The organism is Hydrogenophaga sedimenti (assembly GCF_051857515.1).
Taxonomy (GTDB): Bacteria; Pseudomonadota; Gammaproteobacteria; order Burkholderiales; family Burkholderiaceae_C; genus Hydrogenophaga.
The window spans coordinates 351103-375054 of sequence record NZ_JBPZHA010000004.1 but is presented as its reverse complement, the minus strand read 5'-3'; the positions used below and the strand labels follow the sequence as shown (position 1 = coordinate 375054).

The 23952-nt window shown below is 69.6% G+C and carries 26 protein-coding genes and 1 pseudogene; 21 read left to right on the top strand and 6 right to left on the bottom strand.

Going from position 1 to position 23952, the window contains the following annotated elements; translation table 11 throughout:
- Window positions 1-58 precede the first annotated feature (58 nt).
- A complete protein-coding gene (locus ACS5NL_RS09075) occupies window positions 59-763 on the top strand; it encodes an alpha/beta hydrolase (protein ID WP_439353403.1) in 705 nt (234 codons plus the stop codon).
- Here ACS5NL_RS09075 and ACS5NL_RS09070 read toward each other — a convergent pair.
- Complete coding sequence (locus ACS5NL_RS09070) at window positions 740-2218, bottom strand: 8-oxoguanine deaminase (protein ID WP_439353402.1); 1479 nt, start codon at window positions 2216-2218, stop codon at window positions 740-742. The two genes, ACS5NL_RS09075 and ACS5NL_RS09070, sit on opposite strands and share 24 nt — an antisense overlap.
- 39 nt (window positions 2219-2257) lie before the next feature.
- On the opposite strand from ACS5NL_RS09070, the gene ACS5NL_RS09065 reads away from it, so the two are divergent.
- The 16 genes and pseudogenes from ACS5NL_RS09065 (at window position 2258) to ACS5NL_RS08990 (ending at window position 16566) form a co-directional block, all read left to right on the top strand.
- Complete coding sequence (locus tag ACS5NL_RS09065) at window positions 2258-3082, top strand: hydroxypyruvate isomerase family protein (RefSeq protein WP_439353401.1); 825 nt, start codon at window positions 2258-2260, stop codon at window positions 3080-3082.
- Window positions 3079-4392 (top strand): glycerate kinase type-2 family protein, encoded by a 1314-nt coding sequence (locus ACS5NL_RS09060; RefSeq protein WP_439353400.1) that lies wholly within the window; start codon window positions 3079-3081, stop codon window positions 4390-4392. The genes ACS5NL_RS09065 and ACS5NL_RS09060 overlap by 4 nt, the downstream gene beginning before the upstream one ends.
- A gap of 67 nt (window positions 4393-4459) precedes the next feature.
- Entirely contained in the window at window positions 4460-5233 is a 774-nt protein-coding gene (locus ACS5NL_RS09055; RefSeq protein WP_439353399.1) for a DeoR/GlpR family DNA-binding transcription regulator, read from the top strand.
- Window positions 5230-6405 carry an MFS transporter gene (locus ACS5NL_RS09050; protein WP_439353398.1) on the top strand — a complete coding sequence of 392 codons (1176 nt, stop codon included), beginning with the start codon at window positions 5230-5232 and terminating at the stop codon, window positions 6403-6405. The genes ACS5NL_RS09055 and ACS5NL_RS09050 overlap by 4 nt, the downstream gene beginning before the upstream one ends.
- Window positions 6406-6416: 11 nt before the next feature.
- Complete coding sequence (locus tag ACS5NL_RS09045; protein ID WP_439353397.1) at window positions 6417-6800, top strand: VOC family protein; 384 nt, start codon at window positions 6417-6419, stop codon at window positions 6798-6800.
- 135 nt (window positions 6801-6935) lie between these two features.
- Complete coding sequence (locus tag ACS5NL_RS09040) at window positions 6936-7568, top strand: twin-arginine translocation signal domain-containing protein (RefSeq protein WP_439353396.1); 633 nt, start codon at window positions 6936-6938, stop codon at window positions 7566-7568.
- 47 nt (window positions 7569-7615) lie between these two features.
- Window positions 7616-9184 (top strand): GMC family oxidoreductase, encoded by a 1569-nt coding sequence (locus tag ACS5NL_RS09035; protein WP_439353395.1) that lies wholly within the window; start codon window positions 7616-7618, stop codon window positions 9182-9184.
- 145 nt (window positions 9185-9329) lie between these two features.
- Window positions 9330-9665, top strand: coding sequence for a ribbon-helix-helix domain-containing protein (locus ACS5NL_RS09030; RefSeq protein WP_439353394.1), 336 nt, complete (start codon window positions 9330-9332; stop codon window positions 9663-9665).
- 49 nt (window positions 9666-9714) lie between these two features.
- The gene (gene gloA, locus ACS5NL_RS09025) at window positions 9715-10251 is read left to right on the top strand and encodes a lactoylglutathione lyase (RefSeq protein ID WP_439353393.1); all 537 of its coding nucleotides are present in this window, start codon (window positions 9715-9717) and stop codon (window positions 10249-10251) included.
- A gap of 12 nt (window positions 10252-10263) precedes the next feature.
- Window positions 10264-10683 carry a VOC family protein gene (locus tag ACS5NL_RS09020; RefSeq protein ID WP_439353392.1) on the top strand — a complete coding sequence of 140 codons (420 nt, stop codon included), beginning with the start codon at window positions 10264-10266 and terminating at the stop codon, window positions 10681-10683.
- Complete coding sequence (locus ACS5NL_RS09015; RefSeq protein WP_439353391.1) at window positions 10683-11453, top strand: 2OG-Fe(II) oxygenase family protein; 771 nt, start codon at window positions 10683-10685, stop codon at window positions 11451-11453. Before ACS5NL_RS09020 ends, ACS5NL_RS09015 begins: the two co-directional genes overlap by 1 nt.
- 179 nt (window positions 11454-11632) lie before the next feature.
- Window positions 11633-12334 carry a DUF3348 family protein gene (locus ACS5NL_RS09010; RefSeq protein WP_439353390.1) on the top strand — a complete coding sequence of 234 codons (702 nt, stop codon included), beginning with the start codon at window positions 11633-11635 and terminating at the stop codon, window positions 12332-12334.
- Window positions 12324-14969: a DUF802 domain-containing protein gene (locus ACS5NL_RS09005; protein WP_439353389.1), complete on the top strand. Its 2646-nt coding sequence runs from the start codon at window positions 12324-12326 to the stop codon at window positions 14967-14969. The genes ACS5NL_RS09010 and ACS5NL_RS09005 overlap by 11 nt, the downstream gene beginning before the upstream one ends.
- A 61-nt stretch (window positions 14970-15030) precedes the next feature.
- Complete coding sequence (locus ACS5NL_RS09000) at window positions 15031-15708, top strand: OmpA family protein (protein ID WP_439353388.1); 678 nt, start codon at window positions 15031-15033, stop codon at window positions 15706-15708.
- Window positions 15621-16100, top strand: a pseudogene (locus tag ACS5NL_RS08995) (DUF2894 domain-containing protein); the annotation flags it as partial. The gene ACS5NL_RS09000 and the pseudogene ACS5NL_RS08995, both read left to right, overlap by 88 nt.
- Window positions 16101-16146: 46 nt before the next feature.
- Window positions 16147-16566, top strand: coding sequence for a hypothetical protein (locus ACS5NL_RS08990; protein ID WP_439353387.1), 420 nt, complete (start codon window positions 16147-16149; stop codon window positions 16564-16566).
- Window positions 16567-16635: 69 nt separating this feature from the next.
- On the opposite strand, the gene ACS5NL_RS08985 is transcribed toward ACS5NL_RS08990, so the two are convergent.
- Window positions 16636-17007 (bottom strand): YciI family protein, encoded by a 372-nt coding sequence (locus tag ACS5NL_RS08985; RefSeq protein ID WP_439353386.1) that lies wholly within the window; start codon window positions 17005-17007, stop codon window positions 16636-16638.
- 151 nt (window positions 17008-17158) lie between these two features.
- On the opposite strand from ACS5NL_RS08985, the gene ACS5NL_RS08980 reads away from it, so the two are divergent.
- The 4 genes from ACS5NL_RS08980 (at window position 17159) to ACS5NL_RS08965 (ending at window position 19956) form a co-directional block, all read left to right on the top strand.
- Window positions 17159-17638, top strand: a complete 480-nt coding sequence (locus ACS5NL_RS08980; RefSeq protein WP_439353385.1) for a hypothetical protein — start codon at window positions 17159-17161, stop codon at window positions 17636-17638.
- Entirely contained in the window at window positions 17635-17952 is a 318-nt protein-coding gene (locus tag ACS5NL_RS08975; protein ID WP_439353384.1) for a single-stranded DNA-binding protein, read from the top strand. Before ACS5NL_RS08980 ends, ACS5NL_RS08975 begins: the two co-directional genes overlap by 4 nt.
- Window positions 17953-18068: 116 nt before the next feature.
- On the top strand, window positions 18069-19004 hold the full coding sequence (locus tag ACS5NL_RS08970) for a PAS domain-containing protein (RefSeq protein ID WP_439353383.1): 936 nt from the start codon (window positions 18069-18071) through the stop codon (window positions 19002-19004).
- A complete protein-coding gene (locus tag ACS5NL_RS08965; protein WP_439353382.1) occupies window positions 18997-19956 on the top strand; it encodes a PAS domain S-box protein in 960 nt (319 codons plus the stop codon). The genes ACS5NL_RS08970 and ACS5NL_RS08965 overlap by 8 nt, the downstream gene beginning before the upstream one ends.
- A gap of 25 nt (window positions 19957-19981) precedes the next feature.
- Here ACS5NL_RS08965 and ACS5NL_RS08960 read toward each other — a convergent pair whose 3' ends face one another.
- The 4 genes from ACS5NL_RS08960 to ACS5NL_RS08945 form a co-directional block, all read right to left on the bottom strand.
- Complete coding sequence (locus ACS5NL_RS08960; RefSeq protein WP_439353381.1) at window positions 19982-20431, bottom strand: cache domain-containing protein; 450 nt, start codon at window positions 20429-20431, stop codon at window positions 19982-19984.
- 209 nt (window positions 20432-20640) lie between these two features.
- Window positions 20641-21402 (bottom strand): ABC transporter permease, encoded by a 762-nt coding sequence (locus ACS5NL_RS08955; protein WP_439353480.1) that lies wholly within the window; start codon window positions 21400-21402, stop codon window positions 20641-20643.
- 2 nt (window positions 21403-21404) lie between these two features.
- Window positions 21405-22376, bottom strand: coding sequence for an ABC transporter ATP-binding protein (locus ACS5NL_RS08950; protein WP_439353380.1), 972 nt, complete (start codon window positions 22374-22376; stop codon window positions 21405-21407).
- Window positions 22377-22429: 53 nt separating this feature from the next.
- Entirely contained in the window at window positions 22430-23821 is a 1392-nt protein-coding gene (locus ACS5NL_RS08945; protein WP_439353379.1) for an MFS transporter, read from the bottom strand.
- Window positions 23822-23952 lie beyond the last annotated feature (131 nt).

The following is a 23952-nucleotide window of genomic DNA, read 5'->3' as shown; positions in this document are numbered from 1 at the left end:
GCGGGGATCGTGCGAACGACAGGCTTCCGCGGACCCCTTGCAAGGCTATGCTGCCGCCATGAGCGTCCGACAGAAAATCCAGCTGCGTGAAACCGTCACCGGCCCCGACCCCAAGGCCATTCCCGCCGCGACCCTGATCGTGCTGCATGGCCTGGGCACCGACGGGCGCGATTTCGCGCCGCTGGTGAGCGAGCTGGACCTGTCCAAGGTCGGTGCGGTGCGTTATGTGTTTCCCGATGCGCCGCTGCGCAAGGTCAGCGTGAACGACGAGCCGATGCGCGCCTGGTACGACCCGCGACCGGTGGCCGCGGTCACGGGTGCCCTGTCGACGCAGGACGAAGAAGGCCTGCGCGCCTCGCAGGAGGTGGTGCAGGCCCTGATCGACCGCGAGGCCGCGCGTGGCGTGCCGCCGGAGCACGTGGTGCTGCTGGGTTTCTCGCAGGGTGCGGTGATGGCGCTGATGGCCGGCCTGCGTGCCCCGCAGCGGCTGGCCGGGCTGGTCGTGCTGTCCGGCTATCTGCCGCTGCCGGGCGCCACCGAGGCCGAGCTCCACCCCGCCAACCGCGACGTGCCGATCTTCATGGCCCACGGCGACCAGGATGCCGTCGTGGTGCCGTCGCGCGCCAAGGCCTCGCGCGACGCCCTGACCGATCTGGGTTTTGACATCGCCTGGCACCCCTATTCGATGGGGCACGAGGTCTGCCCGCAGCAGATCCGCGACCTCAACAGCTGGCTCGCCTCATTGCTGCAACCCTGGCATTAGTTGCTGGTGGCGAGCCGCCTGCGCGAGCCCGATCGCGAGGCGGTTGTGCCGCTCCACCAGCGGGCCGAGGTCGACGGTCGCCAGCTGTCCCTCGCGCACCACGACCTGGCCGTTGACCACGGTGTACGCCGCGGGCGGGCTGGCGCAGAGCATCAGGCTGGCGACCGGGTCGTGCACCGCGCCGCCGGCAAAGCCCAGCGTGCGCAGGTCGAACAGCGCGAAGTCGGCGCACATGCCGACCGACAGATGCCCGATGTCTTTGCGGCCCAGCACCTGCGCGCCGCCGCGGGTGGCGATGTGCAGCGCGTCGCGCGCCGTCATCTCGGCCGGGCCCAGGTCGCAGCCGAAGAAGGTGCGTCCGTCGCGGGTTTCCGGCGGCTGCAGGGCGCGGCCCACGCGCGCCAGCAGCAGCGCCTGCCGCGCCTCGTTGACCATGTGCGCCGCGTCGTTGCTGGCGCTGCCGTCCACGCCCAGGCCCACCGGCACCCCGGCGCTGACCATGCGGCGCACCGGCGCAATGCCGCTGGCCAGGCGCATGTTGCTGCAGGGGCAGTGCGCCACACCGGTGCGCGTGGCGGCGAAGAGTGAAATGCCTTCGTCGTCCAGCTTCACGCAGTGCGCGTGCCACACGTCCTCGCCCAGCCAGCCCAGCTCCTGCGCGTACTGCGCCGGCGTCCTGTTGAACTTCTCGCGGCTGTAGGCGATGTCGTGGTCGTTCTCGGCCAGGTGGGTGTGCAGGCGCACGCCCTGGCCCTTGAAGCTGCGCGCCAGTTCGGCGCTGGCCTTCATCAGCGCCGGGCTGACGGAAAACGGCGAACACGGCGCCAGCGCCACCTGCACCATGGCGCCGTGCGATGCGTCGTGCCAGGTCTCGATCAGGCGCTGGCTGTCCTTGAGGATCGCGTCTTCCTTTTCGACCACGCGGTCGGGCGGCAGGCCGCCTTGCGATTGCCCCACGCTCATGCTGCCGCGCGTGGCCACGAAGCGCATGCCGATCTGCTGCGCCGCCTCGATGCTGTCTTCCAGCCGCACGCCGTTGGGGTAGATGTAGAGGTGGTCGCTGCTGGTGGTGCAGCCGCTCATCAGCAGCTCGGCCATCGCCACCTGGGTCGAGACCTGCACCATCTCCGGCGTCAGCCCGGCCCAGATCGGGTAGAGCCCACGCAGCCAGCCGAAGAGTTCGGCGTCCTGCACGCCCGGGATGGCGCGCGTGAGGCTCTGGTACATGTGGTGGTGCGTGTTCACCAGCCCGGGCGTGACCAGGTGGCCGCGCGCGTCGATGGTCTCGTCGGCCGCCTCGCGCAGCGCGGGCGGCAGTTCGGCGCCGGGGCCGATCCATTCGATGACCTGGCCGCGCACGAACAGCGACGCGTCCTTCAGTTCGCGGCCCTGCCAAGGGTCGGTGTGGTCGAAGGTGGCGATGCAGGTGGCGTGGTCGATCAGCAGGGTCTTCATGAGGTCGCGGGGGAAGGGTGCTGCGCCACAATGGTCAGCATGTTTGCATTCTCAGCCAACCTCAGCACCCTGTTCACCGATCTGCCGTTTCCCGAACGCTTCGCGGCCGCCAAGGCCTGCGGATTCGACGCGGTCGAATGCCAGTTCCCCTACGCGCACCCGGCCGACGAACTGGCCGCCCTCCTGCAGGCCCACGGCCAGCGCATGGTGCTGCACAACCTGCCGGCCGGCGACTGGGCCGCGGGCGAGCGCGGCATCGCCTGTCACCCGGAACGGGTGGGCGAGTTCCTCGCCGGCGTCGAACAGGCGATCGGCTACGCGAAAGCCCTGGGGGTGCCGAGGCTCAACTGTCTGGCCGGCATTCCGCCCGAGGGTGTGGACGCCCGCGAGGCGATGGTGACCCTGCGCGCCAACCTGCGCACCGCCGCCCGCATGCTGGCCGGGCACGGCTTGCAGCTGCTGGTGGAACCGATCAACAGCGTCGACATCCCCGGTTTCTTTGTGGACCGGCCGTCGCAGGCCATCGCCCTCATTGGCGAACTGCGCGAGCAGCACCGTCTGGACAACCTGTTCCTGCAGTACGACGTCTACCACGCGCAGCGCATGGAAGGCGAGCTGGCCGCGAACCTGCAGCGCTGGTTGCCGCTGATCGCGCACATCCAGATCGCCGACAACCCCGGCCGCGCCGAGCCGGGCACGGGCGAGATCTGCTACGCCTTCCTGTTTCACTGGCTGGAGCGCATCGGTTACCAGGGCCATGTGGGCTGCGAATATTTCCCGGCCGACAAGGGGCCGGGCGGTACGCAGGCCGGCCTGGGCTGGCTGGCCGCGCACAGGCGGCAGGCGTCGGGAGCGCCCCTGTGACCGCGTCGCTGCTGGACGATCCGCGCGCCTTGCTGCGCCATCTCTACGACGTGGCGGTGCAGCGTGCGCTGCCGCTGCGCAACACGGCAGCCCACCTGCCGGCGCCACCGAAGGGGCGCACGCTGGTGCTTGGCGCCGGCAAGGCGGGCGGGGCGATGGCGCAGGTGGTCGAGGCGCTGTGGCCGGCCGGTGCGCCGCTGTCGGGCCTGGTGGTCACGCGCTACGGCCACACCCCGCCCCGGCCCGCCGGGCTGGCGCAGCGCATCGAGGTGGTCGAGGCCGCGCACCCGGTGCCCGACGCGGCCGGGCTGGCCGCCGCGCAGCGCATCCTGGCACTCACGCAGGGCCTGACCGAAGACGACCTGGTGCTGTGCCTGATCTCGGGCGGCGGCTCGGCGCTGCTGACCCTGCCGTGCGACGGGTTGACGCTGGCAGACAAGCAGCGCATCAACCGCCAGCTGCTGGAGAGCGGCGCGCACATCGGCGAAATGAACACGGTGCGCAAGCACCTCTCGCGCATCAAGGGCGGGCGCCTGGCGGCGGCGTGCGCACCGGCGCGGGTGGTCACGCTGACCATCAGCGACGTGCCCGGTGACGACGTGAGCGTGATCGCCAGCGGGCCGACCGTGGCCGACGCCACCACCTGCGCCGACGCGCTGGAGATCCTGCGGCGCTACGGCATCGACGTGCCGCCCGCCGTGCGACAACAGCTGGAGGCGGATGCACTCGAAACCCCCAAGCCCGGTGACCCGCGGCTGGCGCGCTGCGAGACCCACCTGATCGCCACGCCGCAGCAGAGCCTCGACGCGGCGGCCGGAGCGGCGCGTGCCCTGGGCCTGCGGGCGTATGTGCTGAGCGACGAGATCGAGGGCGAGTCGCGCGAGGTCGGCAAGGTGCACGCGGCGCTGGCCCGCTCGACCGCGCTGGGGCGCAGCAGCTTCGAAGCGCCTTGCGTGATCCTCAGCGGCGGCGAGACCACGGTGACGGTGCGCCCGCGTGCCGAAGGCCAGGCCAGGGGCCGCGGCGGTCGCGCCGGCGAGTTTTGCCTCGGCCTGGCGCAGGCGCTGGGCGGGCAGGGCGGCGTCTGGGCACTGGCGGCGGACACCGACGGCATCGACGGCGTGGAGGACAACGCGGGCGCCCTGGTCACGCCCGACACGCTGGCGCGGGCGGCGGCACAGGGGCTGAAGATCGCGGACCACCTGGCCCGCAACGACGCCTATGGCTTCTTCGCGCCGCTGGGCGACCTGGTCATCACCGGCCCCACCCACACCAACGTCAACGATTTCCGGGCCGTGCTCATGACCTGACGCGGTCTCCGGAAAATGCACGTTTGTGCATGTTGTATTTCTTGTTTGTGCACGTTATGATGCGGGCATGAGCAATCCCATTCCCCTGGCCCGGCGCGACCAGATCGCGGCACGGCTGGCGCAGGGCCAGCCGGTGGTGGCCGGTACGCTGGCAACCGAATTCCAGGTGTCCGAAGACGCGGTCCGGCGCGACCTGCGGGCCCTGGCCGCCGAGGGCCTGTGTCGCCGCGTCTATGGCGGCGCGCTGCCTCCGCTGCCGGGCGCGACGCCGATGGCGGTGCGCATGGACGAGGGACGCGAGCGCAAGGCCGCGCTGGCGCGGGCCGCGGTCGCGACCATCGCGCCCGGCGAGTTCCTGTTCCTCGACAGCAGCAGCACCAACCTGGCGCTCGCGGCCGAGCTGCCGGCCGAACACGCACTCACCGTGGCGACCAACTCGGTCGACATCGCCGCCGCCCTGCTGCGCCGGCAGGACGTGCGCCTGGTCATGGTGGGCGGCGCGGTCGATCCGCTGGTCGGCGGCTGCATCGATGCCACCGCCGTGCTGGCCGTCGGGCAGATGAACATCGACCGCTGTTTCCTGGGTGTCTGCGCGATCACGGTCGAGGCCGGTGTCTGCACGGTGGATGCGGGCGACGCGGCCTTCAAGCGTGCGCTGCGCGCCGCCAGCCGCCACTGCGTGGCCATGGCCACCAACGACAAGCTGGGCCTGCAGTCGCCGCACCGCGTCGCGCCGGTGCGCGAACTCGACCAGCTGGTGGTCGAGCACGACGCCGATTTCCAGACGCTCAAGGCGCTGGCCAGGGCCGGCGCGCTGGTGCTCAAGGCCGGGTCGCCATGACGACGGAGGTCTTGTGCTCACCGGCCGTGGCCGGCAGCGGCGCCGACCGACCGTCGACCCGGCTCGCCACGCGCCTGGCCTTTCTGGTCGCCGGTTTTGCGCTGGCCTGCTGGGCGCCGCTGGTGCCGTTTGCCAAACAGCGGCTGGGCGTGAGCGACGGCACGCTGGGGGCGCTGCTGCTGTGCCTGGGCATCGGATCTGTGGTGGCGATGCTGTGGGCCGGCTGGGTCAGCGCGCGCCACGGCAGCCGGCCGGTGGTGATCGCGGGCGGCCTGGGGGTGGCGCTGCTGCTGCCGCTGCTGTCGGTGGCGGACCAGCCGCTGACGCTGGGTCTGGTGCTGCTGGTGTTCGGCGCCGCGCTGGGTTCGCTGGATGTGGCAATGAACGTGCATGCGCTGGCGGTCGAGCGCGACGCGGGCCAGCCGCTGATGTCGGGTTTCCATGCGCTGTTCAGCGTCGGCGGCCTGCTCGGCGCGGCCATGGTGACGGCGCTGCTGTCGGTCGGCTGGACGCCGCTGGCGGGCACGCTGCTGGGCGCCGTGCTGATGCTGGTGGCGATGGCGGTCGTGGCGCCGCGCCTGCTGGCGAGCGCACCACCGGCCGAGCCGCCCCGGCTGGCCTGGCCGCGCGGCCCGGTGCTGCTGCTGGCGGGGCTGGCGGGCGTGTGTTTCCTGGTCGAGGGTGCGGTGCTCGACTGGAGCGCGCTGCTGCTGACCGAGGGCGGTCTGGTGCCGGCGGCGCAGGGCGGTCTGGGTTTCATGGTGTTTTCCGTCGCGATGACGGCCGGGCGTTTCGGCGGTGATGCCTTGTGCGCGCGGCTGGGCGACCGCGTGGTGCTGACGGTGGGCGGGCTGCTGGCGGTGGCCGGGTTCGTGCTGCTGCTGGTGGCGCCCTCGGTGGGGCCGGCGATGGCGGGTTTTCTCTGCATCGGCCTGGGCGCCTCCAACCTGGTGCCGGTGCTGTTTCGCCGCGCCGGTGCGCAGACGGCGATGCCGCCGGGGCTGGCGATCGCGGCGATCTCGACCACCGGCTACGCCGGCGTGCTGCTCGGCCCGGCCGCGATCGGCTTCGTGTCGCAGCTGGCCAGCCTGCCGGTCGCGTTCGCGCTGCTGGCGGTGCTGCTGGGCCTGCTGCCGCTGTGTGCGCACCGGGTGGTCGCCCGGTCGACCTGAAAGGAATCCCCGTGCAACTGGCCCACATCGCCCTCTGGACCCGCGACCTCGACGCCGCGGCCGCGTTCTGGCAATCCGTTTTCGGCGCCACGGTCGGTGAGCCGTACTTGAGTCGCCGGCGCCCTGGATTTGTCTCCCGCTTTGCGGTGCTGCCCGGCGACGCCGCGCGCGTGGAGCTGATGACCGGCCCGTGGATCGAAGGGGCGCCCGACGCCGAGCGCCAGGGCTGGGACCATGTCGCGATCGCGCTGGGCAGCGCTGAGGCGGTCGATGCCATGGCGGCGCGCTGCCGGGGCGAGGGCTGCCTGGTCTCGGCGCCGCGCACCACCGGCGACGGCTTCTACGAAGCCGTGATCGCCATGCCCGACGGCACCCGGATCGAGATCACCGCCTGACGGTCGCCAGCGGCACGGGTTCGGGTTAACCCGGTATGTAGTCAGCTATCACCACGCGACGCTGCTTTTGTCGAACACTGAGGTTCCCCCACCGCACCGGGACAGCCCGGGCCATAACGACCTCTGGAGACAAACATGCGCGTCATTCCCATTGCGGATTCGTCCGCTCCCGCCGCTGGCGGCTGTGATGAAGACACGGGCGAAGTCCGCCCGGTGAAGCTGCCGCTGGCGCGGCGCGATTTCCTCAAGGGCTCCGGCCTGCTGTTCGGCAGCCTGGTCGCCGGCACCCTGCTGGCCGGCCTGGCGCCCTCGACCTCGTGGGCGCTGGAGCTCAAGAAGCTCAGCGCCGATGACGGTGCGGCGCTGATGGCGATGGGCCGTGTGCTCTACCCGCACGAGAAGTTGCCCGACGCGGTCTACGCGCTGCTGGCCAAGGACCTGGACGCCAAGGCCGCGGGCGACGCCGAGGCTGCGAAGCTGCTGGCCGACGGCATCGCCGCGCTCAACAAGGCCGCCGGTGGCAGCTTCGCCAAGGCCAGCGAAGCGCAGCGGCTGGATATCGTGCGCGGCCTGGAAGGCACGCCCTTCTTCGGCACCGTGCGCGGCCAGTGCATCACCTCGCTCTACGACAACGACATGGCCTACGCCGTGTTCGGCTATCCCGGCGCGTCCTGGGAGAAAGGCGGCTACATCACCCGCGGGTTCCAGGACCTGCAGTGGTTGCCCGCACCTCCCGCCGAAGCCAGTCCGCCGCCCTACATGGGCTGACGCGGCGCCCGGATCCATCCCCCGAACACACACAGAGCGAGACAGACATGGCGAAATTTGAACATTCCGACGACGCGGTGGTCGTCATCATCGGTTCCGGCGCCGGCGGCGGCACCCTGGCCAACGAGTTGTGCCAGAAGGGCATCAAGGTGGTGGTGCTGGAAGCTGGCGCGATGCAGTCCAACGAGAGCTTCATCAACGACGAGTGGAAGTCGTTCTCCCAGCTGGCCTGGCTGGACAAGCGCACCACCTCCGGCACCTGGCGCGTGGCCAAGGACTTCTCCGGCCTGCCGGCCTGGATCTGCAAGACCGTGGGCGGCACCACCACCCACTGGGCCGGCGCCTCGCTGCGCTTCCAGGACCACGAGTTCCGCGCCAGGACCACCTACGGCGAGATCAAGGGCGCCAACCTGCTGGACTGGCCGGTGACGCTCAAGGAGCTGGAGCCCTACTACGCCAAGGCCGAGAACAAGATGGGCGTGACCCGCACCCACGGCATCCCCGGCCTGCCCGGCAACAACAACTTCAAGGTGATGTACGCCGGCGCCAGCAAGCTCGGCTACAAGGAAGTGCACACGGGCAACATGGCCATCAACAGCCGGCCGCGCGACGACCGCGGCCGCTGCATGCAGCTGGGGTTCTGCTTCCAGGGCTGCAAGAGCGGCGCCAAGTGGTCCACGCTCTACACCGAGATCCCCAAGGCCGAGGCAACGGGCAACTTCGAGCTGCGCACCCAGGCCCACGTGACCCGCATCGAACACAACGCCTCGGGCAAGGTGACGGGCGTCGTGTACGTCGACAAGGACGGCAAGGAGCAGCGCCAGAAGGCCCGCATCGTCTGCGTGGCCGGCAACTCGATCGAGACGCCGCGCCTGCTGCTGCTCTCGGCCTCCAGCATGTTCAAGGATGGCCTGGCCAACTCCTCGGGCCAGGTCGGCCGCAACTACATGCGCCACATGACCGGCTCGGTCTACGCCGCCTTCAAGGACCCGGTGCACATGTACCGCGGCACCACCATGGCCGGCATCGTGCGCGACGAGGCGGGCCACAACCCGGCGCGCGGGTTTGCCGGCGGCTACGAGCTGGAAACCCTGTCGCTGGGCATCCCGTTCATGGCCGCCTTCCTCAACCCGGGCGGCTGGGGTTCGGAGTTCAGCTGGTGGATGGACCGCTACACCCAGCTGGCCGGCATGTGGCTGGTGGGCGAGGACATGCCGCGCGAGACCAACCGCGTGACACTCAACACCAACGCCAAGGACCAGTGGGGCAACTACGTGCCCAACGTGCACTTCGACGACCACGAGAACGACATCGCCATGCGCAACCACGCCTTCACCCAGGGCGAACGCATCTACCAGGCCGCCGGGGCGATCCGCACCTTCCGCACGCCACCGTACCCCTCGACCCACAACCTGGGCACCAGCCGCATGAGCGCGCGGCCGCAGGACGGCGTGGTCAACAAGTGGGGCCAGACGCACGACATCCCCAACCTGTTCATCAGCGACGGCAGCCAGTTCACCACCGGCGGCGCGGAAAACCCCACGCTGACCATTGTGACTCTGGCGATCCGCCAGGCCGAATACATCGCCGAGCAGATGATGAAGAGAGCCCTATGAGGCACCCCCCGCGCCGCTTCGCGTCACCCCCCGGGGGGGCGGCACCTGAGGCCCGGCGAAGCCGGTTCCTCGGTGCCCCTGGGTCTTGCGCCATCGCATGTGCTCTGGATGGCGCTTCGGAACCGTTGTTTATCAGGAGGCACACATGTGTGAATTTTTCGTCAAGGCCGACCCGATCCAGTACGAGCAGCGCACCCGCACCGTGCGCATCCACAACGGGCTCACCAGCATCCGGCTGGAGAACATGGTGTGGGACATCCTGGCCGAGATGGCCGAGGAAGACGGCTGCACCACAAACGCGCTGATCGCCAAGTTCCACGAAGAGATCCTCGCGCACCGGGGCGAGGTGCCCAACTTCGCCTCTTTCCTGCGGGTGACCTGCATGCGCTACCTGCGGCGCTGCGCGATGGCCGCCGAACCGCAGGTCCGCAACGCACCGGTGCCCGCGCTCCCAAAGCACCTGAAGGCGGTGGGCGCCTGATCCTGCTGCCGCTGGCCAGTTCCTTTCCCGAAATTCCCCCGACCGATCCATGAGCTTCGTGACCGAAACCTACCCCGGCGTTGTCGCCGACACCCCCGCCGCCGCGCGCGGCTTCGTGCTCAACCATTCGATGCTGCGGGTGAAGGACCCGGCAGTCTCGCTGGCCTTCTACACCGGCGTCATGGGCATGCAGGTGCTGCGCAAGCTGGACTTCCCCGAGATGCAGTTCTCGCTGTACTTCCTGCACCGCAACGACGGCGACCAGCACCCGCCTGAAGACATCGGCGAGCGCACCGCCTGGACCTTCGCGCAGCGCGGCATCCTCGAACTGACCCACAACTGGGGCACGGAAAACAACCCCGATTTCAGGTACCACGACGGCAACGCACAGCCCCAGGGCTTCGGCCACATCTGCTTCTCGGTGCCCGACCTGGACGCCGCGGTGGCTTGGTTCGACCAGCATGGCCTGACCTACGTCAAGCGCCCGGAGCAGGGCAAGATGCGCGACGTCGCCTTCATCAAGGACCCCGACGGTTACTGGATCGAGATCGTCCAGCCCGAACGCCTGAAGAACCTGGGCCGCTGAGCCGCCCGGCCGATGAAATACCTTCATACGATGGTCCGGGTGACCGACCTGGAGGCCTCGCTGCGCTTCTACCGCGACGGGCTCGGCCTGCGCGTGCTCCACTCGACGGACGTGCCGCAAGGCCGTTTCACCCTGGTCTACCTGGCCGCCCCGGGCGACGAGCAGGCCCAGGTCGAGCTGACCCACAACTGGGACCCCGAGGTCTACACCGGTGGTCGCAACTTCGGCCACCTGGCCTACGCGGTGGACGACATCTACGCCGCCTGCGAGCGGTTGCAGCAGCACGGCGCGGTCATCGTGCGACCGCCGCGCGATGGCTACATGGCCTTCGTGCGCTCGCCCGACCAGATCTCCATCGAGCTGCTGCAGCGCGGCTCGCCCCTGCCGCCGGCCCGCCCCTGGATCGACATGCCCAACGTCGGGCGCTGGTGATGGACTGGCCGCAGACCCGGGTGGTGGCCCGGCTCACCGGCTCTCTGCCCATGGGCGGCGTGGTGCCCGACACGCCCATCCACGCCTTCGCCCAGACCCCGGCCGCCCTGGCGCTGGGGCCGGCGCCAGCGCTCCAGCCGCGGCGGCGCGACATCGAGCTCGGCGGCCTGCTGGCTTTTGCCATCGACGAGGTGGTCACGGCCGAGGAGGCCGACCGCATCGTGGCCGCCAGCGAGGTGTTCGGTTACCGAGACGAGGCGCCCGGCATCGCCACCCCGCCGGGCATGCGCCTGAACAAGTCGGTGCACTGGGTGGCCGACGAAGCGCTGCTGGGCCCGATCCTGGCGCGCATCCGCCACCTGCTGCCGCCCGAGATCGACGGCGCGCCGCTCCATGGGCGCCTGAGCCACCGCATCAACATGTACCGCTACGACGACCAGGACGTCTTCAACCGCCACATCGACGGCGACTGGCCGGGCTATGGCCTCGACCCGGATCGCACCGAGATGCTGGAGTGGGGCGGGGCGCTGCGCTCCTGCCTGTCGATGCTGCTCTATCTCAACGGTCCGGAGGACGGCGTTGCGGGCGGGCAGACCCGGCTGCTAGCGCGCGATGGCGGGTGGACCGATGTGACGCCGCGCAAGGGTGCCGCCCTGTTCTTTCGGCACGGTTTTTCGCCCGATTCGGTGATCCACATCGGCGCCCGCGTCAGCGGCCCGGTGCCCAAATACCTGGCGCGCATCAACGTGATGTACGGTCGGCCGGACTGAGCGCCGGGCCTCTGGCCACCGGGGCGCAAAGGCCGGTTACAAACCCGGTCGGCGAATCGTTTCTAATTACCCCCCTGTCGCCGGCCCAACCGCCGGACCGGCACCGGCCCCTCGCGGACCGGAAACCCCCTCCAGAATCGATTCACCACCGGCGCCTTCCGGGGCGCTGCGGACCCGTTTTGCGCAGTTCCTTCCACCATGCCCTGCCATCTGCCCTCGCGCGCCAGCTCGCGCGCGGGTTGCCCGTGGGCGCGTCGGCCGACGCGCCGCGGCAGGACGTGGCCGAGCGCCTGGGGCAGTGGCTCAACGTGGCCGAGGCGATCGAGCTGCACGCCGCGCAGTCGGCCGTGACGGCGGCCGGGGCCGCAGCCAGCCGCCGTCCGCCCCGCGTCGAACCGGCCGCCCTGCACGCCAGCCTGCGCGCCGAGCTGGACCGCGTGCGGTCGGTGCTGAGCCGCTCGATCACCACGCGCCCGGCACACAAGCCTGACCCCAACGACCTCGACACCGAGTTCGCGTTCTTCCACCAGCGGCTGGGCGACCAGCAGCGGCGCATGGAAATGAGCGTGGACGCGCTGCGCGAACACGTGCGCCAGCAACTGGCCCAGTCCACGCCCGCGATGGCCCAGTTGGCCGCGCTCGACGCGGTGATGGACCAGCTCTTTGGCGGGCGCGAACAGCGCCTGCTGTCCCAACTGCCGGCCTTCCTCAAGGCGCGTTTTGCCGCGCTGCGCCAGGAAGCCGCCCGACCCGATACCCCAGACGACCTGCGCTGGCTGCACGCCTTTGCGACCGAGTTCGAGCAGACCCTGCTCTCCGAACTCGATCTGCGCCTGCAGCCCGTCACCGGCCTGATCGAAGCCCTTGCCCATGAGCACTGAAACCTCTTCTTCCCGTCCCTACCGCGCGCTGTCGTTCGCGGCTTTCTTCATCGGCCTGGCCGTGCTGGCCTGGGTCGCCAGCGGCTTTGCCGGCGTCGACGCCTTCGCCCTGGGCATGACCCTGCTGATCGGCCTCGTCTACCTGGGTGGTGCCTGGGAGCTGCGCCGCTTCGGCCAGATCACCGCAGCACTCAACACCGCCTTCGCCAAGGTGCCGCAGCCCCTGGCCCAACTGGGCGACTGGCTGCCCAGCGTGCCCGCGCCGCTGCGCAACGCGGTGCGCCAGCGCATCGAGGGCGAACGCAGCGCCTTCCCTGGCCTGGCGCTCACGCCCTACCTGGTCGGCCTGCTGGTCATGCTGGGCATGCTCGGCACCTTCCTGGGCATGGTGGTCACCTTCAAGGGCGCGGTGTTCGCGCTCGAAGGCTCGGCCGACCTCAACGCCATCCGCGCCGCGCTGGCCGCGCCCATCAAGGGACTGGGCCTGTCCTTCGGCACCTCGGTCGCCGGTGTCGCCACCTCGGCCATGCTCGGCCTCATGGCCACGCTCACGCGGCGCGAGCGCACCCAGGCCCTGCGCACGCTCGACGTGCTCGCCGCCACCAGCCTGCGCCCCTTCTCGGCCGCGCACCAGCGCCAGCAAAGTTTCGAAGCCCTGCAGCGCCAGGCCGAGGCCATGCCCGCCGCCGCGCAACACCTGCAGACCCTGATCGAACAGGTGGAGCGCCGCAGCCAGCAGCTCGACGATGCGCTGCTCGCCCGCCACGCCGAGTTCCAGCGCGAAGCCGCCGCCGCCTACACCGGGCTGGCCAAATCGGTGGAGCAGTCCCTGCGCGAGAGCCTGGCCGCCAGCGCCCGCGCCGCCACCGACAGCCTGCAGCCCGTGGTGCAGCAGGCGATGGCCGGCATCGCCGTCGAGTCGACCCGTCTGCACGAAGGCGTGAGCGCCGCGGTGCAGGCCCAGCTCGAAGGCCTCTCGGCCCGCTTCAGCGCCACCACCGCCACCGTGGCCGACACCTGGACCCAGGCCTTGGCCCAGCACCAGCAGGGCGGCCAGCAACTGCTGCAGGGCCTGGGCGATTCGCTCACCGCTTTCCACAGCGGCTTTGAACAGCGCGCCGCGCAGCTGTTGTCTGGCGTGCAGGCCTCGCAGACCGAGGCCCAGGCCCAGCGCGCCCAGGCCGAACAGCAGCAACAGGCCACGCTCACCGCCGCGCTCGAACGCATGGCGCAGAGCCTGAAGACCGAGTGGCAGCAGGCCGGCGAGCAGACCCTGGCGCAGCAGCGCGCCGTGCTGCAGGCGCTGGAAGACACCGCCACCACGATCACGCAACGCAGCAGCGAACAGGCCGGCCGCAGCCTGGACGGCGTGGCCCGCCTGGTCGCGCAGACCGAAGCGCTGGTGCAGTCGCGCACCACGAGCGAAGCCGCCTGGACCGAACAGCACGGCCAGCGCATGGACCAGCTGGCCGCGCTGTGGCGCAGCGAACTGGCCACCCTGCGCAACGAAGAATCCCAGCGCGGCGAAGCCGCCGCCCAGCGCGCGGCCGAGCTGCACGGTGGTGTGGCCCAGCAGCTCGCTGGCTTGCAAGCGGCCGCCGTGCAACAGCTCGCGGCCCTGCAGACCGAAGCCGCGCAGCAGATCACCACGTTGCAGACCAGTGTGGTGCAACGCCTGGACGGGCTGCACGCCGCCGAAGCCACGCGCCAGCAGTCGTTGACCGAACAACACGGCCAGACCCTGGCCACCCTGACCCAGCAACTGGCCACGCTGCGCGACGACGAAGCCGCCCGCGCCCAGGCCACGGCCGAGCGCCAGGCCGCGCTGCAGACCACGGTGGGCCAGCAGCTGCAGACCCTGCGCGACGAAGCCGCCACCCACCAGCAGGCCGCCGCCGCGCAGCAGGCCGCCGCCATCGCGGCCCTGGCCCAGCAGCTCCAAGCCCTGCGCGCCGACGAAGCCGCGCGCGGCGACGCCGCGGTGACGCGCCTGACCGATCTGCAGGCCGCGCTGGCGACCCAGCTCGCCACCCTGGGCACCGCGCTCGAAGCGCCGATGGCGCGCCTGATGCAGACCGCGTCCGAAGCGCCCAAGGCCGCGGCCGAGGTGATCGCCCAGCTGCGCGAACAGATGAGCCGCCTGGCCGAACGCGACAACGCCACGCTGGGCGAGCGCGCCGAGCTGGTGGGCCAGATTGGCAGTCTGCTGCAGCAGGTGCAGCAGACCACGGGCGAGCAGCGGGCCGCGATCGAAAACCTCGTGGGCTCGGCCACCAGCGTGCTCGACCGCGTGGGCCAGCAGTTCGCCGACACGGTGGGCGCGCAGGCCGGCCGGGCCGAAGCCATGGCCGAGCAGGCCGCCACCAGCGCGGCCCAGCTCGCCAGCCTGGGCGAGGCCTTCCAGCAAGGCACGCAGCAGCTCGCCGCCAGCCACGAACAGCTGGTGCAGAGCCTGCAGAGCGTCGAAGGCGCCATCGGCCAGTCGCTCGCGCGCAGCGACGAACAGCTGGCCTACTACGTGGCGCAGGCGCGCGAGGTCATCGACCTGTCCATCAGCGCGCAGCAAGGCATCGTCGAAGACCTGCGCAAGTTGCGCGGCCCGGCCGCCAAGGCCGCAGCTGGAGCGGTGGCATGAGCGCCCGCACGGCCGCTCCGAAGGGTGCTCGCACCGCAGCGCGCAGCGCGGAGGTTTTCGAATGAGCGCCTTCCACGACGCCCCCGAAGACCTGCAGGCCGACGGCGACGACAGCGCCGAGATCACCGCGCCCGCCTGGGCGGTGTTCGGCGACCTCATGGCTGGCCTGGTGGGCGCCTTCGTGCTGGTCTTCATCGGCGTGCTGCTGTCGCAGATCGACCTGGTCAACAACCTGCAGAGCGAGATCGCCAAGCGCCAGCAGGAAGAAGCCCGCCGCATGGCGCTGGAGAAGGCGCTGGCGATCCCGCTGCAGAGCGGGCGCGTCACGCTCAACAACGGCCGCATCGGCATCAGCGGCAGCGTGCTGTTCGACCTCAACTCCGACGAGCTGCGGCCCGAAGGCGAACAGCTGCTCAAGGCCCTGGTGCCGCCGTTGCAGGTCTACCTCGGCGAGCGCGACGAGATGCTGATGGTCAGCGGCTTCACCGACAACGTGCCGGTGCCGCGCAGCAACACGCAGTTCGAGGACAACCTCGAACTCTCGGCCCAGCGTGCCCTCAACGTGACGCGTGCCCTGGTCAAGGCCGGCATGCCGCGCTCGCGCGTGTTCAGCGCCGCCTTCGGTGCCGAACAGCCCGTGGCCAGCAACGCCGACGAGAAAGGCCGCGCGCTCAACCGCCGCGTCGAGATGGCGCCCGTGCCCCGCTCGCGCAATGCCACGCCCGCACCCGCGCAGTGACCATGGCCACCCGCATCGCGCGCTCCCCGCTCACCGAGCTCAACGCCTACCTTGAACAGGCGTCTGGTCAGGCCCGGGCGGGCCTGCCGGCCGGCGGCGGCCGCTGGCCCGAGCTGCGCAGCGCGCAGCGCTTTCGCGAAACCTGGGAGCGCATCGGTGCCGAGGTGCAGGTGCAGCAGGCGCGCGAGCGTGCCCCGCAGAACGCCGGCCCGCTCAACCCGCAGCGCCTGATGATCGAGACCCTGGCGCGCATGGGAGAGCTCTCGCCGCACTACCTGCGCCGCGTGCTGGCGCACACCGAAACCCTGATGTGGATCGAGCAGGCGCAGGGCCAGCTCAAGGCCCCGGCCGGCAAGGCCAAAGCCGCGAAGGCCGCGCGACCGAAGAAGTAGCGGGGGTCGCCAAGCGGGCGTGCGGCCGGTAAGATATTTCTCCACCATGCCGCTCCAGCCCCAGCAGTTCGCCCTGTTCAGCACCGTCGCGCTGCTGGTGGTCACGGCCTACTTTCTGCTTGGCTCGATCCCGCTGCTCACGCTCAAGCACGACACCACGCTGGACGCGCGCTTCATCCGCTCCTTCTACGTCACCTACTACCGCTTCGCCCTGGTCACCGCGACCGGCGCGACCATCAGCTACGCCATGGCCTCGCGGCCGGCCTTCGCCACCGGCGCGGCGGGCATCGTGATCCTGACCGTGGTCCTGCGGCGGCGCTTCCTGCCGCAGATGGACGCGCTGGGCAACCAGATCCACGCCAACGCCGAAGCCGCGATTCCCGCCTTCCGGCAGATCCACCAGCGGGCGATCCTGATCAACCTGGCGCAGCTGCTGGGGATTCTGGGGAGTCTGGTGGCGTTGTGAGGCGTGCGGTGGCCGCCGCCGTTCCGGGTCGATGCGATACCGGTGTCCTGACTGGCTGGCCGCTGGCGCTCAGCGGGCGAGATAGAAGTCCATCGGAATGAGCTCGACGGCCCATCCGCCTTGTTCGCCCAGCTGGGCGGCCGGGTGCATGGAGGCGATGCGCAACGCCTCGTCGGGGTTGTCCGCTTCGATGATGAAAAGTCCACCGACCACTTCTTTGGCTTCGGTGTAGGGCCCGTCGCTGACCAGCGTCTTGCCGTTGCGCGGGCGCAGTGTTCGCCAGCGCTCCAGGTCACCCAGAGAGGCGGAGACCAGCACCTGACCAGTGGCACGCATCTGTTCGTCCAGTGGCGGGCACTGGCTCACCAGCTTCTGCACGTCGTCGGGTGCCATGTCAGCGAATTTTTCCGGGTTGAAGTAGGCGAGTCCGAGGTATTTCATGGTGGGGTGATGACTGAGTGTTGGAACCTGGACGACGAAGCAGGGCGCCGCCATTCGACATTGTTCCCGCGGATCGGGTTGGCGCGCCAGCTTTCAGCGCGGTCTGTCCGGTTTTTCCCGTGGTGCTGTCGACCGGCTTACCATCCCCCCCATGACCCAAGACACCCACGACCCCATCCACGAAGACCGCGTGTGGAGCGACGAGCGCTGGACGGCGCGCGTGATCAAGAACGAAGACGACGATGGCTGGGCGGTGGCCATGTTCCTGGACGGGCAGTCCGAGCCCGCGCTGGTCGGGCCCTGGACCATGGGGCGCGACAAGAAGAATCCCAAGCCGCTGGACGTCAACGCGTTCAACACGCTGGTCAAGACCGCCAGCGAGGTGATCCGCCGCTCCGAGCAGCAGCGCCACGCCGAACTGAACAAGAGCGTGAACGTGTCGGTGGACGGGCGGCGCCTGCGGGTGGCGCTGGCCATCGTTCCGGACGAGGAGGGCGCGACCGCGACCTTGCGCGCGACCGACGAATACGATGAGGAGTTGGCCGTGGTGCCGGTGCCGCCGACCTTCAAGCTCAATGTGGCGAGTGCCGAGGCCTGGGTGGCCTCGGGTTTTGAAAAGCCGCGCCGATGATCGACGGTCTGGTCGCCGGCCGGCTGATGGGCGATGCCTCGCGCCGCGTGGACAAGGCGGGGCGCACCTTCATCGTGGCGCGCGTGCTGGCGCGCAACAAGGCGGACGAGGAGTTCATCGTGAACGTGATCGCCTTCGACGACGCGGCCTGTGCGGCGCTGCTGGCGCTGGCCGACGGCGATGCCCTGTCGCTGGCGGGCTCCCTCACCCCCAAGGTCTGGACCGACAAGCAGGGCGTGGTGCGTCCGAGCCTGGACATGGTCGCGGCGCGGGTGATGGCGGTGCGCGACGCAACCCCGGGTTTTCCCGGGTGAGCGGGTGGGTCAGAATCGCGGGCCTGACCACTTTCTGACCCCTTTTGAGCCGAGCTTCACCCCTCCACTCCTGGCCCGAGCCGCCGTCCATCGTGGCCGCGCGCTCGGAGATCGCCATGCGGCTGTCCTGGATGACGGCGGCGCTGGGGCTGGGGCTGTTCGTGATCGACCGGATCGCGGGCGTGCCGGCCACGGCGGACAGCATGATGACCTTGGTGCTGGCGGTCATGGGTGCGCTGTCCTGGGTGCTCCTGAAGACACGTCACTACGACAGCGTGGCCTGGCTGCTGGTGGTGTTCCTGTTCGGCATGGCGGCCTCGTCGACCTGGTTCTTCGGCTCGGTGCGCACGGTCAACATCGTGCTGATCCTGATGGGGCAGGTGGCGGCGGGCATCTTCCTGAGCCACCGCGGCCTGCTCTGGACAACCTGTGCCGCGATCGCCTTGCTGGGTCTGCTGACCTGGGCCGATGCGGCGGGTGTGCTCGCGGGCACGCCGCGCTTCGTGGTGAGCTGGCGGACCTGGATGACGCAGAGCGCGAGCCTGCTGGGCGTGGCCGCGATGATGTACCTGAACCGCACGCAGATGCGTCTGGCGCAGGAGATGCATCTGAAAGAAGCGACGCAGCGCCTGAAGACCCAGCTGGACCGCGACATCGGGCAGGAGCGCTTCTCGCGCCTGTTCCGGGCCAGCCCGACACCGATCTTCGTGCAGTCGGCGCGCACGGGGGCGATCCTGGATGTGAACCGGGCGTTCGAGCAGGTGCTGGGCTATTCGCGCAACGAGGTGATGAACAAGCGCGACGGTTTCCTCTGGTTGCACGACGAACAGTACAAGGCGTTCTCGCACGACCGCCGCGGCGCGCGCCGCACCGACTGGCACCCGATCACCGGGATCGGGCGCAACGGCCAGCACATCGGGCTGCAGATCTGCAGCGAGCGGGACGAAGGCCCCGACGATGGCTTGCGGATCACGGCCCTGCGATTGCCGGGTGCCAGCACCAGCGCGCTGCCGACCTTCTATGCGCCGCTGGAGGAAGCCGGCGATGCTTGACTCGCTGCCGCTGGAGGATCCGGCCGAGATCGAGCGCAGCCACCGCCGCGCCCAGCACAGCAGCCTGCGCTGGGTGCTGGTGTGCGTGACGCTGACGATGCTGGTCATGGCGGTGGCCGACCAGCTGTTGTCGCCTCCCGGGGAGTCGCGCGCGTACATCTCGCTGTCGATGGGCATCTTGGCCCTGCTGTCCTACCTGCTGGTGCGGCTGGACCGGCGCAAGTGGGAGAGCCCGCTGATGGTGACGGGCGTGATGGTGGCCACGACCTGGGCGGTGTACAGCTATGGTTCGGTGCGGTCTGCGTCCACCTTTGCCTACCTGGGGGCGGTGGTGATGGCGGGCACCTACCTGCGGCTGCGGGCCCTGTGGATCACGACCATCGCGGGGGTGTTGCTGCTGGGTCTGCTGACCTGGGCCGAGGCCAGCGGGAACATGGCGCAGGCCGGGCTGGTGCCGGACCTGCGCTACTGGCTGATGGGCAGCGTCATCATCCTGCTGATCGGTGCGCAGCTCCATCACACGCGCAAGGCGAACGACGAGGTGTACCTGCGGCACCTGAGCCAGGTCGAAGAACGGCTGCGGCTGGAGCACGAGCGCGACCAGTCGATGCGCCGGTTCCGCCGCATCTTCCTGCTGAACCCGACGGCGCTGCTGGTGCAGACCGCGAACACGCAGGCGGTGGTGGAGGCCAACCCGGCGTTCGAGCGCAGCTTCGGCTACCGGGGCGACCAGATCGCCGGTCTGCACGCGGGGGCGCTCTGGGTCGACGGGCAGGAATGGCAGGAGCACCGCAAGACGCTGATCGAGCGGGGCCACACCGACTGGCAGCAGCGCCGCTGGCGCCGTGCCGACGGCACGGAGGTCGAGGTGCTGGTCAGCAGCGAACTCAGCGAGGACCGCAGCGGCATGCTGATCCTGACCACCGTGATCGACGCGCCGGGCGCCGGCTGATCGCGCAGCGCCCGGACGGGTTCTCTTACTGGTAGTAGCCCACTGCGCAGACCTGGTCACCGACCTTGGTGACCAGGCTCACTTTTTTCACCGGATCGGTGGAGCCGGGACGCGGCCACTGGTAGGCGACTTCGGACACGGCGCCTTCCTTGGCCTGCTCGTAGAACTTGCTGCCCAGCGGCTGGTCGGCCTTGTCCTTGAGGTCCTTCATGCTCTTGCCGTTGAGGCTGGGGTGGGCGGTGAAGTTGCCGTCGGGGCCACCGCAGAACGGGTACAGGTCGCGGTCCTTGAAGCCGCCTTCGCCCTTGGCGAATTGCGCCAGCGCTGCGGCCTTGTCGGCCTTCACGGCGGACACGGCCTTGTCGAGCATGGCGCGCGCTTCGGCGGCGGTGCCGAACTCGCCCGCGGCCAGGGCCAGCGTGGCGCTGGCGCACAGGGTGACAGCGCAGGCGGCGGAAATGATGGTCTTGAACATGACTTCTCCTTGAAGTGTTTTTGGGTTGAAAACGGCGTCGGACGGACCGGCGGGAACGTGTGGTCCCGAGGCCGTCGACGCCGCCGCGCAGGTTAGTGGCGCCACCCTTGGAGAAGGCTTACATCGACCGGTCTGCTTTGCAACCGGGCGTGTCGGTGTTTACAAATGCGGGCGCGGGTCCCGAGTCCGCACTCCGCTGATCGCGCCTTTCAGCGGCGGATGCGGTGCCCGGTCTTGAACACCCACCAGACCACCACCAGGCAGACGCACATCACGCCCAGCGTCATCGCGGTGCTGATGCCGATGTGCACGTCGGCGGCGCCGTAGAAGGCCCAGCGCAGGCCGCTGATGAGGTAGACCACGGGGTTGAACAGCGAGACGGTGCGCCAGGGCTCGGGCAGCATGCCGATGCTGTAGAACGCACCGCCCAGGAAGGTCAGCGGCGTGATCACCAGCAGCGGCACGACCTGCAGCTTCTGGAAGCTGTCGGCCCACAGGCCGATGATGAAACCGAACAGGCAGAAGGTGACGGCGGTGAGGATCAGGAAGCCGACCATCCAGACCGGGTGGTCGATGTGGTACGGCACGAAGGCGCGCGCGGTCAGCAGGATCAGCGTGCCCAGCAGCAGGCTCTTGCTCGCCGCCGCGCCCACATAACCCAGCAGCACCTCGATCCAGCTCACCGGCGCACTCAGCAGCTCGTAGATCGTGCCGGACCACTTGGGCATGTAGATGCCGAAGGCCGCGTTGGAGATGCTTTCGCCGAGCAGCGAGAGCATCAGCAGGCCCGGGATGATGTAGGCGCCGTAGTTGACGCCGCCGATGTCACCCATGCGCGAGCCGATGGCCGAGCCGAAGACGATGAAGTACAGCGAGGTGGTGAGCACTGGCGCGATGATGCTCTGCGCCCAGGTGCGGAAGGCGCGGTTCATCTCGAACATGTAGATGGCGCGCACGGCGTGCAGGTTCAGGCTCATGCGGCCACCTCTTTGTTTTCGTGGACCAGGCTGACGAAGATGTCTTCGAGCGAGCTTTCGCTCGACCGCAGGTCCTTGAAGCCGATGCCCTGCGCGCCCAGTGCGGCCAGCAGTTCGGCGATGCCGGTGTCGTCCTTCTGCGCGTCGAAGCTGTAGGTCAGCGTCAGGCCGTCGGCTGAGAGCGCGAGCGGCCAGCGGGACAGGCCCGCGGGCACGGCGCCCAGCGCGTGCTGCAGCGTGAGCGCGAGCTGCTTCTGGCCGAGCTGGCGCATCAGGGTCACCTTGTCCTCCACCACGATCAGCTCGCCCTTGCGGATCACGCCGATGCGGTCGGCCATGTCCTCGGCCTCTTCGATGTAGTGCGTGGTCAGGATGATGGTGGTGCCGGCGTCGCGCAGCTCGCGCACCAGGCGCCACATTTCGTGCCGCAGCTCGACGTCCACGCCTGCGCTCGGTTCGTCCAGGAACAGGATCTTGGGTTCGTGCGAGAGCGCCTTGGCGATCAGCACGCGCCGCTTCATGCCGCCCGAGAGCGTCATGATCTTGTTGTCCTTCTTGTCCCAGAGCGAGAGGTCTCGGAGGATCTTCTCGATGTAGGCCGGGTCGGGCGCCTTGCCGAACAGGCCGCGGCTGAAGTTCACCGTGGCCCAGACGGTTTCGAAGGCGTCGGTGTGCAGTTCCTGCGGCACCAGGCCGATGGTGGCGCGGGCCAGCCGGTAGTCGCGCACGATGTCGAAACCGTCGGCGATGACGCTGCCCTCGGTGGGGGTGGCCATGCCGCAGATCACGCTGATCAGCGTGGTCTTGCCGGCGCCGTTGGGGCCGAGCAGGGCGAAGATTTCACCGCGGCGGATGTCCAGGTGGATGTTCTTCAGCGCCTGGAAACCACCGGCGTAGATCTTGGAGAGGCCTCTGACCTGGACGATGGCGTCGGTGGAGGCGGGGATGTTGTTTTGAGGGGCGCGCATCCCCTATTGTCCTGCCCCGGCCAATGGCCGGGGGAAAGACAGGTTTTGGCGGCTCAGCGCGGCCGGCTCAGGGCTTCCTGGCGGGCCTGCTGGTAGTCGGCTTCGGAGGCCGGGGTGGCGTTGGCGTTGCCCAGGTCGTGCATGTGCACGCGCGAGGTTTCGCGCGCCGACCAGGCGGCCAGCGCGGCCAGCACCGTGATGCCGAAGGTGATGCTGCCGATCACCAGCGGGATGTTGGCGGTGCCGGGCGGGGCGACCATCACGAACAGCGCGGGCAAGAAGGCCGACATGGCCGTGCCCAGGTTCTGCGCAATGGCCATGGCCGAGACGCGGATGCGGGTGCGGAACAGCTCGGGGAAGAAGCTGGGGAAGACCGCGTTGTAGCCCTGGTAGACCAGGCCCCACATCAGCAGCGACATGCAGACCGCCAGCGGCACGCTCTTGATGCTGATGGCGTAGAGGTAGGCGAACGAGAGCAGGCCCGCGCCCAGCGCGCCCACGATGATGGGCGGGCGGCGACCGATGCGGTCGGACAGGTTGCCGACGAAGGGAATCACGACCACGGCCAGGACGTTGCCCAGCACCGGAATCCACAGGTAGATGCTCTTGTCAAAGCCGATGCCGTAGCTGGCCTGCACCGCGTAGGCCGCGCCGAACACCGAGGTCACGGTCGGGATCACGTTCATCAGCGACATGCAGATCACGCGCAGGATGTCGCGCCAGCTGGTCTGGATCGCTTCGACGATGGGCGCCTTGGGCACCTTGCCCTGTTCGCCTTCTTCGGCGAAGGCGGGCGTTTCCTCCACTTCCTTGCGGATCACGTAGCCCATGGCGATCACGATCACGCTCAGCAGGAACGGAATGCGCCAGCCCCAGGACATGAAGGCGACCGGGTCCATGAAGGCCTGCAGCGGCAGGAACACGGCGGCGGCCATGATCTGGCCGGCCTGCACGCCCTGCAGCGTGAAGCTGGCGAAGAAGCCGCGGCGGCCGAACGGCGCGTGCTCCAGGATCATCGAGCTGGCGCCCGAGATCTCGCCGGCCACGGCGAAGCCCTGCACCAGGCGCAGCAGCACCAGCAGCGCCGGCGCCAGCAGGCCGACCTGGTCGTAGGTCGGCAGCAGGCCCACCGCCACGGTCGAGAAGCCCATCAGGAACATGCACAGCACCAGCACCTGCTTGCGGCCGTGCGTGTCGCCCCAGTGGCCCAGGAAGAAGGCGCCGATGGGGCGCGCCACGTAGCCCACGCCGTAGGTGGCCAGCGAGGCCACGATGGCCACCGTCGGGTCGCCCTTGGGGAAGAACAGCTGCGGGAAGATCAGCGCGGCGGCCGAGACGTAGATGAAGAAGTCGTAGTACTCCAGCGCCGAACCGATCCAGCCGCTGGCGGCGGCCTTCTTGCTCTGGTGCTGGCCTTGCGGCTCGTGTTCGGTGGAGGCAGACATGGCGGATTCCCGTGACCGTTGGATGAAACGGGGCGCACTTTATCGGCCTGGCCCGCCAAAACCATCGGTTCGCGGGCGTGTTTTGTGCGTTTATCGAACGCTGCGAGGTGTTATTCGCGCGTTATCGGTAG